The organism is Pseudomonas oryzihabitans, from assembly GCF_014522265.1.
GTDB classification, from domain to species: domain Bacteria; phylum Pseudomonadota; class Gammaproteobacteria; order Pseudomonadales; family Pseudomonadaceae; genus Chryseomonas; species Chryseomonas aestiva.
In genome coordinates this window covers 3733894-3749083 of the sequence record NZ_CP017024.1, presented here as the reverse complement: position 1 = coordinate 3749083, position 15190 = coordinate 3733894, and the positions used below count along the sequence as shown (strand labels likewise).

Below are 15190 nucleotides of genomic sequence, written 5' to 3'. Positions count from 1 at the left end.
CGGGCGACGCCAGCCGCCAGACGGCGGTCAGCCGCGCTCGAGATTGGCCAGGACGCGCTGATGCACCTGCTGGCAGATGGCGATCTCTTCATCATCGAGGCCGCTGAGCAGTTCCTTGCGCAGGGCTTCGGCGATGGTCTCGATCTTCTCGATCAGCGGACCGGCTTCCTGGGTCAGCATGATGCGCTTGGCGCGACGGTCCTCGGTGACCGCCAGACGCTTGACCAGACCCTGCTTTTCCAGGCCGTCCAGCAGCCGTGCCAGGGTCGGCCCCTCGATGCTGATGCTCTGGGCAAGCTCACGCTGGGTAGGCTGGACACCCTTCATCCGGGCCAGGTTCAGCAACACCTGCCAGCGCGCCTGAGACAGCCCCAGGTGGCTCAGGCGCCGGTCTAGCTCGGCGCGCCAGGCACGGGAGACGTGGAAGATCTGGCGGCCAAACAGGTGTGGATCGGTAGGGGTCATTCAGGCTAAACCTTGTACTTGGATTTTCTCATTATTCTGGTTACAGGCAGGGCGGGGCAACCGCCGCGCCTCGCTAGTCCGCCAATTCCGCCTGCAAGGCTGCCCGCACACAGTACAGCGCGCCACTCGCCACCCGCCCCTCGAAGCGCGCGGCGACATGGGCGACCGGCGGCAACTCGCCCTCGTCTTCGAGGAAGGCATCCTGGATTTCCGCCAGCAGATCCTCTGGCAGGTCGAGGGCCTGTTCCAGGGCGATCTGCTGCCCGGCGATGGCTTCGGCCAATAGTGCATAGACATTCTTTTCCGAGCAATTGAGCTGCCGCGCAGCCTGCTCGGGCGTCATGCCGGCGCGTACCAGCGTCAGCACCTCGTGGCGCACGTCAGCGACCGGAGGCGGCGCGGCGTCGCCGTCATTGAGGACGTCGAGGAAAGCCTGGCCATAACGCTCCAGCTTGCGCGCGCCCACGCCGCTGACGCGGCTCATCTCGTCCAGCGAGCGCGGCTGGCTGCGCAGCATCTCCAGCAGGGTGGCGTCGGGGAAGATCACATAGGGCGGCACCGAATGCTCTTCGGCCAGCTTGCGTCTCAGGGTGCGCAGGACCTCCCAGAGTTCGCGCTCGTCGGCGCGCACCAGCTGGCTGGCGGCACTGGCCGAGCCGCTGCCACTGCCGCTCCGGCCACGCTGGGGCTTGGGGTCACGGCGCAATTCGATGCGCACCTCGCCGCGCAGCAGCGGCCGGCAACTCTCGGTCAGGCGCAGGCCGCCATAGCCGTCGACATCCACCTCGGCCAGGCCGCGGGCCACCAGCTGGCGGAACAGGGTGCGCCACTCGTCTTCGCCACGGGCCTTGCCCAGGCCGAACACGGCCAGCCGCTGGTGGCCGAGGCTGGTGATCTTTTCGGTCTCGCGACCGAGCAGGATGTCGACCAGATGCCCTACCCCATAGCGCTGACCGCTGCGGTAGATGGCCGACAGCGCCTGGCGCGCCGGCTCGGTGGCATCCCAGGTCTCGACGGTGTCGATGCAGTTGTCGCAATGGCCACAGGGCTGGGGCAGGTGCTCGTCGAAATAGGCCAGCAGCACCTGGCGCCGGCAACGGGTTTCCTCACACAGCGCCAGCATGGCTTCGAGCTTGTGCCGCTCGATGCGCTTGTGGCGCTCGTCGCCCTCGGAGTTCTGCATCATCTGCCGCAGCAGCAGCACATCCTGCAGGCCGTAGGCCATCCAGGCGTCAGCGGGCAGGCCATCGCGACCGGCCCGGCCGGTTTCCTGGTAGTAGGCTTCCAGACTCTTTGGCAGATCGAGGTGGGCGACGAAGCGCACGTTGGGCTTGTCGATGCCCATGCCGAAGGCGATGGTGGCGACCATGATCAGCCCTTCCTCGTTGAGGAACCGCTTCTGGTTGGCGGCGCGCACGTCGTTGGGCAGGCCGGCGTGATAGGGCAAGGCGGGGAAGCCCTGGTTGCTGAGCTGCTCGGCCACCTCCTCGACCTTCTTGCGCGACATGCAGTAGACGATGCCGGCATCGCCGCGACGCTCGGCGAGAAAGGCCAGCAGCTGCTTGCGCGGCGCTTCCTTGGGCACGATGCGGTAGAAGATGTTGGGGCGATCGAAGCTGGAGAGAAAACGCTCGGCCTCTTCCAGATGCAGGCGGCTGGCCATCTCTTCGCGGGTGCGGGAATCCGCGGTGGCGGTGAGCGCCAGGCGCGGCACGCCGGGGAAGTGTTCGGCCAGTTGTCCGAGCTGCATGTATTCCGGACGGAAGTCATGCCCCCACTGGGATACGCAGTGGGCTTCGTCGATGGCGAACAGGGCGATCGGCAGGCGCTTGAGGAAGTCCAGCATGCGCGGCTGGACCAGGCGCTCGGGCGCGAGATAGAGCAGCTTGATCTCGCCGCGCTCCAGCTGCGCGGCGACGGCTCGCTGCTGTTCGCCGGTCATGGTGGAGTTGAGCGCGGTCGCCGACACACCCAGTTCCAGCAGGGTGGCGACCTGGTCGTCCATCAGCGCGATAAGCGGCGAGACCACCACGGCCACGCCGGGCCGCAGGAGCGCCGGCACCTGGTAGCACAGGGACTTGCCGCCGCCCGTGGGCATCAGCACCAGCGCATCGCCACCGCTGGCCACACGCTCGATGATCCGGGCCTGGTTGCCACGGAACGCGTCGTAGCCAAAGACGTCTTTAAGGATGCGCAGCGCGGGTTCTGACATGAAGCCTCCTCGAATGGAAAGGCCATTATACGGATGCCGGGGTCACTGCGGCGGTGCTTTTCCATCGGCCGGCCCCAGGCCGTCGAGTTCGACGTGACCCGGGCGCTCGTCTACAATTCCGGCCGTTCCGCCCTTTCGAATCCTTTCCGAGGTAAGTAGCCGATGTCCTTCGCCGAACAATTGACCCGTCTGCGCGATTTTCTCGATGCAGACGATCTGCACGAAGAAGCGCTCGACTACGTAGCCGCCCATGGCTACCTGACCGCCCTGTCCATCTGCCCGGAAGAGGTTCCCGAACGCGAGTGGATCGATGCGCTCTTCGCCGAGCCACCGCAGTATCGCGATGCCGCCCAGCAGGAAGAGATCGAGCGCTCCCTGGTGCAGCTCAAGGCGCATATCCTGCGCGTGCTGGGCAGCGACGAAGAGCTGGACCTGCCGTGCGACCTGGAGCTCGGTCCGGAGCCGGACGATTCCGAGTTGCGCGGCTGGTGCATCGGTTTCATGGAAGGGGTGTTCCTGCGCGAAGCCGTGTGGTTCGAGGACGCCGAAGACGAAGTCAGCGAGCTGCTGCTGCCGATCATGGTGGGTTCGGGTCTGTTCGATGAGCAGCCGGAATTCGCCGAGATCGCCCAGGACCGCCGCCTGGTTGCCGACATGATGGTGCAGATTCCGGAATTGCTGACCCAGCTGTTCCTGCTCTGCCATTCCCCCGATGAAAAGCCGGCGCTGCTGAAGCCGCGTCACTGAGCAATGGATGAGGCCACTCCGAGACCCCGCCAGCGCAAGGGCTGGGTCCGCTACCTGCTGCTGGGCATCGGCTGGCTGAGCGTGGCCCTGGGCATCATCGGTGCCTTTCTGCCGCTGCTGCCCACTACGCCCTTCCTGCTGCTGGCCGCAGCCTGCTTCATGCGCAGTTCGGAGCGGTTCTACTTGTGGCTGATTAACCACAGGTGGCTGGGGCCCTGGGTCAAACCCTATCTGGAAGGCGACGGCATCCCGCTCAAGGGCAAGGTTTACGCCATTGTCGCCATGTGGATCAGCGTCGGGTTTTCCTGCTGGCTGGTGCCCTACGTCTGGGCCCGGGTGGCGGCTTTCACCAGTTGCGCGGCGGTAACGGTCTACCTGCTCCGGCAGAAGACCCGGCGCTAGCCACCGTCAGGCATGAAAAAGGGCGATCAGCGATGATCGCCCTTTTTCGTGGGTGACGCTGGCGGCGTCAGGCGGCCCTGGCCATGGGGGTGGGCGGTGCCTGATCGGGAACGGTGGGCTCGCCCGGCTCGCTGGGCTGGATGGGCGCCGGATCAGGTTGATCGGGCTCGCCGCCGGCACGGGGCATGGCAAGGGCGACAAAGCGGGAGAAAGCGTCGAGCTGGCGGATCGGAAAGCGGGACATGGGGTGACTCCTCTGCTGACTCTCTAGGTAGAGTGGTCCGGCACCCGGGTAATTCCCTCAGTCGCGCGGCTCTGCTCCGCCATGATTGCGTGCAAAGGTTTCCGGGCCCATGGCGGCGATCTGGCCGTCGATCAGCGCCTCGAACGGCGCCAGCAGGGCATCGAAGCGGCGCGGCGCCTCCAGCGCATTCAACGCCGCGACCACGGCCTCCACGGTCGACAGCGCATCCGGCGCCGGGGCCTTGCGCACCCGGTAGCGCGAGGGCGCGCCAGGCGGCAGGGTGAGCCTGGGCAGGGCCGCCAGCAGTGGATTGACGTGCAGCAGCAAGCGCGCCTTGCGCCAGGTGCCGTCGGGAATCACCAGCAGCCGTGGTGCCTTGGTCACGGCAGCAGGCGGCAAGAGATCGACCGTGATCGCCTCGGGGCCGGGAAACAGCAGCCAGGCGTCATGATCGGCGAGCCAGAGCGGCAGGTCGGGAAAGGTCTCGCCAATCTCCAGCTGCGCATTGCCGAGCCCCAGGGCGGCCAGGCGCGCCGTATTGAGCGGATGGCGCCGCTCGCTGGGATGCTGCAGCAACAGCACCCGCGTGCGGCTGGTCAGCGACGGGATCAGCGCGCACAGGCAGAGTGACAGGGGACGCTGACAGCGCGCGCAAGCGGGACGGGACATCGGGACTTCCGGAGCGAATCGGGGCGGCGATCATACCGGATCACCGCCGCCCTCCCCGACTCAGCGATTGAAGCGGGCGGTGAGGTCGTGCAGGTAGTCGGCCATGCCTTCCAGTTCACGACTCAGCTCCGAGCCGCGACGGGCCTGGGCCGAGCTGTGATCGGAAAGATCGGCGATGCGGCTGATCTGCCGGTTGATGTCTTCGGAGACGTGGCTCTGCTCTTCCACCGCGGTGGCCATCTGCTGGCTCATGGCGGTGATGAGGCTGACCGATTCGCTGATGCCTTCCAAAGACTCGCGTACCGCCGCCGAATGGCGTTCGCTCTGGCGCGAGGTCTCTTCGCCGCGACTGGCGGTGGCCACGGCGCGGTCGGCATTGGCCTGCAGGTTGGCGATGATCTGATGGATCTGCTCGGTGGATTCACGGGTACGCGAGGCCAGCGAGCGGACCTCGTCGGCCACCACGGCGAAGCCGCGACCGGCCTCACCGGCACGGGCGGCCTCGATGGCGGCGTTGAGCGCCAGCAGGTTGGTCTGTTCGGCGATGGCGGTGATGACATCGGCGACGCTGCCGATGCTCTGGGTCGAACTGGCCAGCTCGCCTACGGCCTGGCCGATGTCGCTGACCGCCGCGCCGAGTTCGCGCATGGACGTCAGGCTCTCTTCGGCCTTGTCACGCCCGGAGTGCACCAGGCTCTCGGCGTTGGCCGCCGCCTGAGCGGTCTCCTGGACGTTCTGCGAGACCTCGTGGATGGTGGAGGTCATCTGGGTGATGGCCGCGGCGGACTGGTCGGTCTCGTGGCGCTGCTGATCCAGCAGTTCGGCCTCGGACTGGGCCAGTTGGGAGGATTCGCGCGCCTTGACGCGCACGCTGTCGCCCACGTCGGCCAGCCGGGTCAGGGCCGTCTGCAGGCGCGCGGCTTCGCTGTGCAGCGCCAGATCCAGGCGTGCCGGGGCACCACACTGGTCGCTGTAGGTCGGGGCCACGACGGCACTGGAAAACATCTTCGGATGATCGGCGAGGATGCGCTCGATGCTGGCGCGCTGGCGATAGAGCTGATGACCGCTGATACCCAGGAGCGCCGCGACGATGAGGACCGCCTGGGTCGTGTCGTCGAGCAGGAAGTGGCCACTCAGGATCACCCCGGTGGCCGCCACCGTCGACCAGCAGGCGGCGATGGCGCTGCCCAGGCGGCGCGTCATGGGCACGGGGGCCTTGCCGGCATTGATGCGGGCATAGAGCTCGCCGGCGCGACGGACTTCGCTGGTGCTGGGCAGCGAACGCACGGATTCGTAACCGATCACCCGGCCCTGTTCGAGGATCGGGGTGACATAGGCGCTCACCCAGTAGAAATCGCCGTTCTTGCAGCGATTCTTGACGATGCCCATCCACGGCTTGCCCTCCTTGAGGGTCGCCCACATGTGGCCGAACACCGGTGGCGGCATGTCGGGATGACGCACCAGATTGTGCGGACTGCCGATCAGCTCCTCCCTTGTATAGCCACTGATGGCGATGAAGGCCTCGTTGCAGTAGGTGATGTTCCCCTGCAGATCAGTGGTGGAGATGAGTCGTTCCTCTTGCTTGAAGGTACGGCCTTGCTGGGTGACCGGCAAATTCGTGCGCATGCGGGTGCCTTATCTAGCGGGTTATCTACTCCGTGCGACATCAACCAGTTCAATGGTGGCCAACTGCCGGCACAGGCGCCAACGGTAACCATTTGGTTATCGTCATACTAACTATCGGCATGTTGCATCTGGGCTTTAAGGATGCGCTGAAATGTTTTGATAAGCGGTTCGCTCAGGGGCCTGGCTGACCTGGCGCCAGGCGAGGCACTTGGCTTTTCACGAGGAGCTCCAGGGCCTGACCGGATAGCGCGGCTGGCCGAGCGCCCAGGTGGATCCGGGATGCGTGTCGACCTTCCTGGGCGCCCTGGCTGTCCCGATCGCCACGCGACCCGCCAGGGCGATAAATGGCCTAGCCGGTGATCTCGGGCTCCAGGGCCTCCAGCCAACAGACCACCGCTACGGCGCCGCCATCGGGAATGCCGCGGACGCGTTCGCCCAGGTAGCTGGCGCGGCCCTGGGCCGGCAGCATCTCCGCGGTGGCCTCGGCGCCCTGGCGGGCGGCGGCGAGCGCCGCGGCAAAGGCCTGTGCCGGGCTGGCGCCCGCCTGGGCAGCGGCCAGCAGGGCATCCGCTGCCGGGCGCAAGGCATCGAGCATGGTGCGCTGGCCCGGCTGGGCGCCACCCAGTTCGGCCAGGGCCTGGACGCCACCATCCAGGGCCTGGGCCCATTGCGCCAGCGTGGGTCGTTCCACCCTGTCCAGCAGTTGAGCGGCGCGGATCAGGGCGCAGGCGTAGAAGGGTCCGGAGCTGCCACCGATGGCCCGGCGCAGTGCCTGGCCGGTGGCTGCCAGGGCGCTGGCCGGGGTGTACCAGACGCTGGCGGGCAAGGCGCGCATGGCTTCAGCGCCACGGGCCAGGCTGGTGCCCAGGTCGCCGTCCCCGGCGCGGCTGTCCAGTTCGGTGAGGCGGGCTCCGTTGGCCAGCAGGCTGGCGACGACGGCATCTGCCGTCGCCTGCAGCCGCTCTGCCAGGGGACCTGGGGTGCGAGGGGTCGTTTCGGCTGCTGCCGCGGGTGCGGGCAACAGGGTGGGCGCCGCCGGGACCCGGCCGTCACCCGGCCAGGCTCGCGCCCGGGTCGGCGCATCGAGCAGCGCCAGGCGCGCCTCGTCTACCGGCAGCAGCGACAGCGAACAGCCGGGCATGTCCAGGGCGCTGAGGAAGGTACCGGTCCAGGCGCGTTCCACCACCAGGCCTCGCTGGCGCAACTGGCTCAGCGCCGCCCGCGCCACCAGGGCGAGTTCCAGCGGCGGCGTCGCGCCCAGGCCATTGACCAGCAGCGCCAGGCGCGTGCCAGCGGGATAGCCGCCGTCTTCGATGAGGGTATCCAGCAGCCGCGCCACGGTGCCGTCGGCGCCCAGTCGGGGACCGCGCTGGACGCCCTGCTCGCCGTGGATGCCGAGGCCCCATTCCACCTCGTCGTCCGCCAATTGGAAACCCGGATGCCCCGCCGCCGGCACCGTGCAGGCACCCAGGGCGACACCCATGCTGCGCAATTCGGCACTCGCGGCGCGGGCCAGCGCAGCTACCTCGGCCAGGGGGCGCCCGGCGGCGGCCGCTGCGCCCGCGAGCTTGTGGATCAGCACGGTACCCGCGATACCGCGGCGCCTTTCCGGCGCCACGGTATGGCGCAAGGCGGCGTCGTCCGCCACCAGCACCGTCTCGACCGGAATGCCTTCGCTGCGCGCCAGTTCGGCGGCCAGGCCGAAGTTGAGACGGTCGCCGGTGTAGTTCTTGACCACCAGCAGGGCGCCCGCGGGACCGGCCGCCGCCCGGATGGCCGCCAGCACGGCATCGACGCTGGGCGAGGTGAAGACGTCTCCCGCCGCCGGAAATCACCGCCACCGGGCGATCTCCCGTAGCGGCCAGGGGCTGGCGCAGGATGACCTGCTCCTCGGCCAGCAGGGCCAGGCCGGGATCCAGGCTGACGAGGCCTTCGAGCAGTTCGCAAACCACAGCGGTGGGGCTATTGATCAGCTTCTTCATCGGGGACTCCTGAGGGCGAGAGGTCGCCGCAGTATGGCACGGGGTCCCGGGCCTGCCTGGCAGCGACCTGAACGGCCGGCTGACAGGCGCGCAACGGCCTTCCGCCGGACCGGGACGGCAGGCTATCGTTGGCGTCGGAAGCTTTTCACGACCGGGATGTCTCACGCTGTTAGCCAGCCGCTCTCCTGGGAGCGCACCCCACCGAGGTCCGTCATGCCGATCAAGATCGTTCCGCGCTCTGCCTGCCTGGGGTCGGAGATCACCCCCGAAGCCGTCTACCTGTCCCGGCGCCAGCTCCTCGGTGCCAGCGGCGCCCTGCTCGCCGGCGCCGCCCTGCCCGGCTGGGCGCTGGCGGCCGCTTCCAGCTATGGCGACGTCGAAGCCGCCAAGGGCCCGGACTGGTTCGAACGCAAGCTGCCTGATACCCGCTGGCAGGCGGCCACGGTCAAGGGCGAGGACATCACGCCCTTCAAGGACGCTACCCACTACAACAACTTCTATGAATTCGGGCCGGACAAGAGCGATCCCGCCGCCCATGCTGCGCAGTTGCCCACCCAGCCCTGGAGCGTGGTAGTCGATGGCGAGGTGGGCAAGCCCGGCACCTACGGGCTGGAAGACCTCTTCGGCCCCGACACCCTGGAAGAGCGCATCTACCGCATGAGGTGCGTCGAGGCCTGGTCCATGGTCATCCCCTGGCTTGGCTTTCCGCTGGCCAGCCTGCTCAAGCGCGTCGAACCCACCGGCAAGGCGCGCTACGTGAAGTTCGAGACGCTCAAGGACCCGCAGCACATGCCCGGCATGAATTCCAGCTTCGCCCTGCTGGACTGGCCCTATGTCGAAGGCCTGCGCCTGGATGAGGCCATGCATCCGCTGACGCTGATGACGGTGGGCATGTACGGCCGCGTGCTGCCCAACCAGAACGGCGCGCCGCTGCGGCTGATCGTGCCCTGGAAGTACGGCTTCAAGGGCATCAAGTCCATCGTCCGCATCAGCCTGGTGGCCGAGCAGCCACGCACCACCTGGCAGGGCATGGCGCCCAACGAGTACGGCTTCTATGCCAACGTCAATCCGGAAGTGGACCACCCGCGCTGGAGTCAGGCCCGCGAACGGCGCCTGCCCAGTGGCCTGTTCAGCCCCAACGTGCGGCCGACGCTGATGTTCAACGGCTATGGCGAGGAAGTGGCTTCGCTCTACAGCGGCATGGATCTGCGGAGAAACTACTGATGGGATTGCTGCTCTGGCGGGTCGCGGTGTTTGTCGCCGCACTCTGCCCGCCGCTGTGGTGGCTGTACCAGGCCTGGATCTTCGCCCTAGGTCCGGACCCGGGCAAGGCGCTGGTGGACAAGCTGGGGACCGGCGCCCTGGTGCTGCTGCTGCTGACGCTGAGTCTGACGCCGCTGTCGCGCCTCACCCGCTGGAAGCTCTGGCCGGTGATCCGCCGCCAGCTCGGCCTCTGGACCTTCACCTATGCCCTGCTGCACTTCCTCGGCTACCTGGCGTTCGTGCTGGGCTTCGACCTGTCGCAACTGGGCGTGGAGTTGCAGCGCCGGCCCTACATCATCGTGGGTGCCGCAGCGCTGCTGATCCTGTTGACCCTGGCCGTCACTTCCAACCGCCCCGCCATGCGCCGCCTGGGCAAGCGTTGGAAGGAGCTGCATCGACTGGCCTACTTGGTGCTGGGCCTTGGGCTGCTGCACTACCTCTGGATCGTACGCTCGGACCTGGAAGAGTGGGCGCTCTACGCCGCTATCGGCGCCGCCCTGCTGGCCTTCCGCCTGGTAGATGGCTGGCGCCGTAAAAGGCGAAGTCGGGCAGCGGCCGTCCCTGCTCGCTGATTACCACCGCCCAGGCAGAGGGTTGACCCTCCATGCCTCGAATCTAAAGGGGTGGTATTAAAAACAGCTGTTGAGGTATGCGGATGGACAGCCACGGTTTGGCAAAGGGGTGGTATTGAACGGGCCTGGCGCCAGTGGGCCAGGCCGCTGCCCGAGGGCGGTCGATCAGCGCTGCGCGGCCTGGCGCAAGCCCTTCAGGGTGTTGAGCGGGGCATCCACCACGAAGCTGTTGGCCAGCCAGGACGGCACGCTGCCACCCGGCTCGCTCTGGGCCTCGTAGGTCACTTCCGAGCCGCCGTTCTTCGGCACCACGCGCCACTGGCCCTGGAAGCTCGCGACCCGTACGTAACCGTCGGCAGCGGGACGATAGTCCGGCTGGCCTTCGAGGGTGCGGGTGAAGCCGCCATCGGGAGTCTTCTGCTCGGTGATGTGCAGCACCACGTCACGGGCGGTCACCGGCCAGGGCATGTCGATGCGCATGTAGGTCCAGGCCTGGTTGTCCTGACGCTTGAGCACCTGCAGCGACTGGCAGCGGAAGATCCATTTGCAGGAACCCAGCGGATCGTCCTGCAACTTGGCGATGGTGGCCGGATCGGCCTTGATCTGGACCACGCCGCGGTAGGCCTTGTACTTGGACCCGGCGACGGCGCGGGTATAGACCTGGATGCCATCTTCCTGCTTGGCGAGTTGCCAGTCCTCGGCCTGGGCCAGGCCGGTGGCTGCGAGCAGGGTCAGGGCGAGGATGGAGCGAAGCGGCTTGTGCATGGGACGTCCCTTGTTGTTGTGGTTGTCGGAGAGCGCAATTCAAAACCGGATCAGGCGGCGGTTTCACCTTCGAGGCGCAGCAGGATGGCCATGGCCTCGGCACTGCTGGTGCCGCAGAACGCCAGCTCGGCCTGGAAGCCGCCGCACACCGCCGGGCGCAGCGGCGAGCCGAACAGGTCGCAGCGGTTGGTGCTGTCCAGATGGGCGCAGCGCACCCCGGAGGGCTTGCCCTGGGGCATGCGTGGCAGCGGTGAGGAGATCGAGGGCGCGATGCAACAGGCGCCACAACCCGGACGGCACTCCATGGGTGAAACTCGCAGATAAAGAGGCTTCAAGCTTAAGAGCAAGGCCGGGGCCTCACAAGCGAATCGTGACCAGATGCTGCCATCGAGTCATGAATGTAACATTCATTCGCACCTCGCCACGCAACCCCGCGGCCTTTCCACCGTCTTATCTGCGATGAGCGAGGCGGCTGGCCCGAGGGCGTGACGATGAAGCATTGGCTGGTGCTGGACCTGGAAGCGACCACCGACGAAGGCGGCTGGCCACTGGAGTTGATGGAGATCATCGAGATCGGCGCGGTGATGGTGGATGCGGAGGGCCAGGAGCTCGATCGCTATCAGAGTTTCGTCCAGCCCCGGCGGCTGCCGCTGCTGACGCCCTTTTGCCGCGATCTCACCCATATCAGCCAGGCCGATGTCGATAGCGCAGAGCCCCTGGAAAGCACCTGGCCGACCTTCGAGGCCTGGCTGGGCGCCTATGAGACCACTCTCGCCGGCTGGTGCAGCTGGGGCGATTTCGACCGCCGTCTGCTGGAGCGGGCCTGGCGCGAATACGATCTGCACACCCACCTCGCCCGGGTCCCGCATCGCAATCTCAAGCAGGCCTTCGCCAAGGCCCGTGGTCTGGCACGTCCGCTGGGCCTCACCGCCGCCCTGGAATCGGCGGGACTGGCCTTTACCGGGGTACTGCACCGCGCCGAGACCGACGCGCGCAACACCGCCAAGCTGATACCCGCCAGCCTGCCGGCCCTCGCGCGCTAGCCTCGTCTGGAGCGGTGACAGTGGGCCTCGGCCTTGGGCATACTCGCCGACGGTCCCAACCGCTCTCGCACAAGGAAATCCGATGTTCAAGGTCAACGAATACTTCGACGGCACCGTCAAATCCATCGCCTTCAGCCTCAAGTCCAAGCCTGCCACCCTGGGCGTCATGGCCCCCGGCGAATACGAATTCGGCACCAGCCAGCTGGAAGTCATGCACGTGGTGGCCGGCGCCCTGACCGTCAAGCTGCCGGGCAGCGAGACCTGGGAAACCTTCGCCGCGGGCAGCCAGTTCACCGTGCCGGCCAATGCGAAGTTCCAGCTCAAGGTCGCGGAAGACACCGCCTATCTCTGCGAATACCACTAAGCTCGGGGAGCCGTACGGCTCCCTCGTCTTGGGCTCCGTCATTCGGCCGCGTGGGCCGGGTGGCGGGAGTCCGTTGTCCCGCTTGAACGCTTCCGCTTCGCCTCGGTCCTAAGCGACACCGCCGCTTTCGGAGTCGTCGCCATGTCGCCAGTCGCAGCCCAGGGCCCTCGCCAGCCGAGCCACGCCCGTCCCTTCGAGCACCAGCCCCGGAATCTCCCGACGCACAGGATAGCCCTTGCGCAGGGCGTCGAACGCCTGAGCCCGCGCCTGGGCCGGCAAGGCGAGGGTCGCGCGTAGCGCCGCATCGTCGTCGCGCGGGTCATAGACCGCACGACAGACGCGCCTGAAGGCCGTCGCCTCGGGCGTATCCGCACCAAACACCAGGCGCTCCAGCTGCTGCGGCGGCAACAGGTCGCTCAGACCCAGCCGCGGTGTTTCCCCGGTCCAGGCGCAGAAGGCCGCGTAGATCTGCGCCGTGCCGCGCCATTTGCCTTCCAGGCTGTGCCCGGCGATATGGGGCGTCACCAGCTGACAGAGACGGGCCAATTCAGGATCGATACCCGGCTCGCCTTCCCAGACATCCAGGGCCACCGCCAGCTCGGCGCCACCAGCCAGATGGGCACACAGCGCGGCGTTGTCGACTACCTCGCCCCGGCAGGCATTGAGCAGCCAGCTGCCCGGACGCAACCTCGCCAGGCGCGTCGCCTCGAACAGGTGCAGGGTGCGCTGTTCGCCGTCACGGATCAGCGGGGTATGCAGACAGAGCACGTCGCAGCGCTCCAGTAACTCGTCCAGGCTGTGGAAGTCGCCCTGCTCGGTCGCCTGACGTGGTGGATCGCAGACCAGCACCGTCCAGCCCAGTCCGCGCAGCGCCTCGGCCAGGCGGCCCCCGACTTGGCCGGCGCCGACGATGCCATAGGTGCGCCGGGCCAGGTCGGCGCCAGCGCCATCGGCCAGCGCCAGCAAGGCGCCGAGCACCCAGTCCACCACGCCGCGGGCATTGCAGCCAGGCGCATTGCTCCAGCGGATACCCGCCTGATCCAGATAGCCGAGGTCCAGATGATCGGTACCTATGGTGCAGGTGCCGACGAAGCCGACCCGAGATCCGGCCAGCAGCGTCTCGTCGACGCGGGTGATGGAGCGCACCAGCAGCGCATCGGCGCGACTCACGGCGGCGCGGTCGAAGGCGCGACCGGGAAGGCGTTCGAGGGTGGCGTGGGGGCCGAAGAAGGCGTCCAGCAGCGGTATGTTTTCGTCGGCGAGAATGTGCATGCCTGGGCACTCGCAAGGGCGGGGACCGGCACTTTAGCAGGCCAGCGGCAGCCGGCAACGGTCGCCGCGAGGGTTGCCACTCGGGCCATGAGGACTAGACTATCGGCCCCGAAGCTGACCGAACGATCAAGTGACCTCCTCCCTGCCCCGCATCAGACGTGAATTCGGCGCCCTGCTCTCCCTGGCCGCGCCCATCGTCATCGCCCAGCTCTCCCATTCGGCCATGGGCTTCGTCGACGCCGTCATGGCCGGCCGTGTCGGCCCGCTGGACCTCGCCGCCGTCGCCCTGGGCAACTCCGTGTGGATTCCGGTGTTCCTGCTGATGACCGGCATCCTGCTGGCGACCACGCCTAAGGTGGCCGAGCGCCACGGCGGCGGGCGCAGCCAGGAGATCGGTCCGCTGGTGCGCCAGGCGCTCTGGCTGGCCCTGGGGTGTGGCCTCATCGCCAGCCTGCTGCTGCTCAATGCCCGACCGCTGCTGGTGGCGATGCATGTCGACGCCCAGCTGATCGGCCCGACCCTGCTCTATCTCAAGGGCATCGCCCTGGGCCTGCCCGCCACGGCCTTCTACTATGTGCTGCGCTGCTTCAGCGACGGCCTCGGGCGTACCCGGCCGGCGATGCTGGTGGGCCTTGCCGGGCTGGCACTGAACGTGCCGCTGAACTGGATCTTCATCCATGGGCACCTGGGCCTGCCAGCCTTGGGCGGCGCCGGGTGCGGCTTCGCCTCGGGCACGGTGATGTGGGCGATGCTGCTGGCCATGCTGGCGATCATCCGCACCGAGCGATATCGCGCCTGCGCCATTTTCGCCCGCTTCGAGCGACCGCACGGACCAACGCTGCGCGCCCTGCTGGCCATCGGCGTGCCCATCGGCATCGCGGTGTTCGCCGAATCCAGCATCTTTTCCGTGGTGGCCCTGCTGATCGGCGAGCTGGGTCCGACCGTGGTCGCCGGGCACCAGGTGGCGCTCAACTTCTCCGGTCTGGTGTTCATGGTGCCCCTGGCCCTGGGCATGGCGGTGACAGTGCGGGTTGGCCAGGCGCTGGGGCGCGGCGAGCCGCGCGAGGCGCGCTTTTCCGCCGGGGTCGGCATGGCCGCCGGGCTGCTCTGCGCCTGCGTTTCCTGCACCCTGATGCTGACCGCGCGCACGGCTATCGCCGGCCTCTATTCCCAGGACCAGGCGGTGATCCAGCTGGCGGCCTCGCTGCTGGTGTTTGCCGGCATCTTCCAGTTCTCCGATGCCATCCAGGTGACCGCCGCGGGCGCCCTGCGTGGTTACCAGGACACCCGCGCGACCATGGTCATCACCCTGCTGGCCTACTGGGGCATGGGCCTGCCGGTGGGCTGGGCGCTGGGGCTGAGCGACTGGTTCGGGGCACCGCGGGGTCCGGCCGGCCTCTGGCAGGGTCTGGTACTGGGACTGACCTGCGCGGCCATCCTGCTGTCGGTGCGGCTGGCGCGCAGTGCCCGGCGACGCATCCACAGCGCCAAGCCCTTGCTACACTGACCCCCTCTCGTCGGACGGCCCCAGGCCGTTCAGGACGGGCGTTTCCCCCTTTCGCGA

The 15190-nt window shown here is 67.7% G+C and carries 16 protein-coding genes and 1 pseudogene; 7 read left to right on the top strand and 10 right to left on the bottom strand.

The genetic code is table 11. The features are described from left to right. Positions 1 to 27: 27 nt before the first annotated feature. Together BGI51_RS17400 and recQ are read right to left on the bottom strand one after the other, a co-directional pair. Positions 28 to 465, bottom strand: a complete 438-nt coding sequence (locus BGI51_RS17400; RefSeq protein WP_007162293.1) for a MarR family transcriptional regulator — start codon at positions 463 to 465, stop codon at positions 28 to 30. 73 nt (positions 466 to 538) lie between these two features. After that, complete coding sequence (recQ, locus tag BGI51_RS17395) at positions 539 to 2677, bottom strand: DNA helicase RecQ (protein WP_187979141.1); 2139 nt, start codon at positions 2675 to 2677, stop codon at positions 539 to 541. Between the two features lie 162 nt (positions 2678 to 2839). On the opposite strand from recQ, the gene BGI51_RS17390 reads away from it, so the two are divergent. Together BGI51_RS17390 and BGI51_RS17385 are read left to right on the top strand one after the other, a co-directional pair. Then, positions 2840 to 3424 carry a YecA family protein gene (locus BGI51_RS17390; protein WP_133859232.1) on the top strand — a complete coding sequence of 195 codons (585 nt, stop codon included), beginning with the start codon at positions 2840 to 2842 and terminating at the stop codon, positions 3422 to 3424. Between the two features lie 3 nt (positions 3425 to 3427). Further along, positions 3428 to 3826 (top strand): YbaN family protein, encoded by a 399-nt coding sequence (locus BGI51_RS17385; RefSeq protein WP_133859233.1) that lies wholly within the window; start codon positions 3428 to 3430, stop codon positions 3824 to 3826. 67 nt (positions 3827 to 3893) lie between these two features. Here BGI51_RS17385 and BGI51_RS17380 read toward each other — a convergent pair whose 3' ends face one another. The 5 genes and pseudogenes from BGI51_RS17380 to BGI51_RS17365 all read right to left on the bottom strand — a co-directional run bounded on the left by BGI51_RS17380 (position 3894) and on the right by BGI51_RS17365 (position 8151). Beyond that, positions 3894 to 4070, bottom strand: coding sequence for a hypothetical protein (locus BGI51_RS17380; RefSeq protein ID WP_187979140.1), 177 nt, complete (start codon positions 4068 to 4070; stop codon positions 3894 to 3896). Between the two features lie 57 nt (positions 4071 to 4127). Beyond that, positions 4128 to 4739: a tRNA-uridine aminocarboxypropyltransferase gene (locus tag BGI51_RS17375; protein ID WP_187979139.1), complete on the bottom strand. Its 612-nt coding sequence runs from the start codon at positions 4737 to 4739 to the stop codon at positions 4128 to 4130. 60 nt (positions 4740 to 4799) lie between these two features. After that, positions 4800 to 5942 carry a methyl-accepting chemotaxis protein gene (locus tag BGI51_RS17370; protein ID WP_405046469.1) on the bottom strand — a complete coding sequence of 381 codons (1143 nt, stop codon included), beginning with the start codon at positions 5940 to 5942 and terminating at the stop codon, positions 4800 to 4802. A 93-nt stretch (positions 5943 to 6035) separates the two neighbouring features. Then, positions 6036 to 6365, bottom strand: a pseudogene (locus BGI51_RS24125) (PAS domain-containing protein); the annotation flags it as partial. Positions 6366 to 6714: 349 nt separating this feature from the next. Continuing rightward, complete coding sequence (locus BGI51_RS17365) at positions 6715 to 8151, bottom strand: dihydroxyacetone kinase family protein (RefSeq protein ID WP_252977111.1); 1437 nt, start codon at positions 8149 to 8151, stop codon at positions 6715 to 6717. Positions 8152 to 8560: 409 nt separating this feature from the next. Here BGI51_RS17365 and msrP point away from each other — a divergent pair, with 409 nt between their 5' ends. Both msrP and msrQ read left to right on the top strand, forming a co-directional pair. Continuing rightward, complete coding sequence (gene msrP, locus BGI51_RS17360) at positions 8561 to 9571, top strand: protein-methionine-sulfoxide reductase catalytic subunit MsrP (protein WP_183630263.1); 1011 nt, start codon at positions 8561 to 8563, stop codon at positions 9569 to 9571. Further along, entirely contained in the window at positions 9571 to 10182 is a 612-nt protein-coding gene (gene msrQ / locus BGI51_RS17355; RefSeq protein WP_187979137.1) for a protein-methionine-sulfoxide reductase heme-binding subunit MsrQ, read from the top strand. The genes msrP and msrQ overlap by 1 nt, the downstream gene beginning before the upstream one ends. 165 nt (positions 10183 to 10347) lie before the next feature. Here msrQ and BGI51_RS17350 read toward each other — a convergent pair whose 3' ends face one another. Together BGI51_RS17350 and BGI51_RS17345 are read right to left on the bottom strand one after the other, a co-directional pair. After that, positions 10348 to 10947: an START domain-containing protein gene (locus BGI51_RS17350; RefSeq protein ID WP_187979136.1), complete on the bottom strand. Its 600-nt coding sequence runs from the start codon at positions 10945 to 10947 to the stop codon at positions 10348 to 10350. A 50-nt stretch (positions 10948 to 10997) separates the two neighbouring features. Further along, complete coding sequence (locus tag BGI51_RS17345) at positions 10998 to 11252, bottom strand: YkgJ family cysteine cluster protein (protein WP_027597778.1); 255 nt, start codon at positions 11250 to 11252, stop codon at positions 10998 to 11000. Positions 11253 to 11438: 186 nt separating this feature from the next. Here BGI51_RS17345 and BGI51_RS17340 point away from each other — a divergent pair, with 186 nt between their 5' ends. Beyond that, positions 11439 to 11990: an exonuclease domain-containing protein gene (locus tag BGI51_RS17340; RefSeq protein WP_187979135.1), complete on the top strand. Its 552-nt coding sequence runs from the start codon at positions 11439 to 11441 to the stop codon at positions 11988 to 11990. Positions 11991 to 12072: 82 nt separating this feature from the next. Continuing rightward, positions 12073 to 12354, top strand: a complete 282-nt coding sequence (locus tag BGI51_RS17335; RefSeq protein WP_027597776.1) for a pyrimidine/purine nucleoside phosphorylase — start codon at positions 12073 to 12075, stop codon at positions 12352 to 12354. Between the two features lie 108 nt (positions 12355 to 12462). Here the strand turns inward: BGI51_RS17335 and pdxB are convergent, their stop codons facing one another. Further along, positions 12463 to 13626, bottom strand: coding sequence for a 4-phosphoerythronate dehydrogenase PdxB (gene pdxB, locus BGI51_RS17330; RefSeq protein WP_187979134.1), 1164 nt, complete (start codon positions 13624 to 13626; stop codon positions 12463 to 12465). 130 nt (positions 13627 to 13756) lie between these two features. Between pdxB and BGI51_RS17325 the strand changes: the two genes are divergently transcribed. Further along, positions 13757 to 15133, top strand: coding sequence for an MATE family efflux transporter (locus BGI51_RS17325; protein WP_187979133.1), 1377 nt, complete (start codon positions 13757 to 13759; stop codon positions 15131 to 15133). The last annotated feature ends 57 nt before the right edge of the window (positions 15134 to 15190 follow it).

Coding starts and splice junctions, on each gene's coding strand:
- BGI51_RS17400 (WP_007162293.1), bottom strand. CDS start 465: ATGACCCCTACCGATCCACACCTGTTTGGCCGCCAGATCTTCCACGTC.
- recQ (WP_187979141.1), bottom strand. CDS start 2,677: ATGTCAGAACCCGCGCTGCGCATCCTTAAAGACGTCTTTGGCTACGAC.
- BGI51_RS17390 (WP_133859232.1), top strand. CDS start 2,840: ATGTCCTTCGCCGAACAATTGACCCGTCTGCGCGATTTTCTCGATGCA.
- BGI51_RS17385 (WP_133859233.1), top strand. CDS start 3,428: ATGGATGAGGCCACTCCGAGACCCCGCCAGCGCAAGGGCTGGGTCCGC.
- BGI51_RS17380 (WP_187979140.1), bottom strand. CDS start 4,070: ATGTCCCGCTTTCCGATCCGCCAGCTCGACGCTTTCTCCCGCTTTGTC.
- BGI51_RS17375 (WP_187979139.1), bottom strand. CDS start 4,739: ATGTCCCGTCCCGCTTGCGCGCGCTGTCAGCGTCCCCTGTCACTCTGC.
- BGI51_RS17370 (WP_405046469.1), bottom strand. CDS start 5,942: ATGACGCGCCGCCTGGGCAGCGCCATCGCCGCCTGCTGGTCGACGGTG.
- msrP (WP_183630263.1), top strand. CDS start 8,561: ATGCCGATCAAGATCGTTCCGCGCTCTGCCTGCCTGGGGTCGGAGATC.
- msrQ (WP_187979137.1), top strand. CDS start 9,571: ATGGGATTGCTGCTCTGGCGGGTCGCGGTGTTTGTCGCCGCACTCTGC.
- BGI51_RS17350 (WP_187979136.1), bottom strand. CDS start 10,947: ATGCACAAGCCGCTTCGCTCCATCCTCGCCCTGACCCTGCTCGCAGCC.
- BGI51_RS17345 (WP_027597778.1), bottom strand. CDS start 11,252: ATGGAGTGCCGTCCGGGTTGTGGCGCCTGTTGCATCGCGCCCTCGATC.
- BGI51_RS17340 (WP_187979135.1), top strand. CDS start 11,439: ATGAAGCATTGGCTGGTGCTGGACCTGGAAGCGACCACCGACGAAGGC.
- BGI51_RS17335 (WP_027597776.1), top strand. CDS start 12,073: ATGTTCAAGGTCAACGAATACTTCGACGGCACCGTCAAATCCATCGCC.
- pdxB (WP_187979134.1), bottom strand. CDS start 13,626: ATGCACATTCTCGCCGACGAAAACATACCGCTGCTGGACGCCTTCTTC.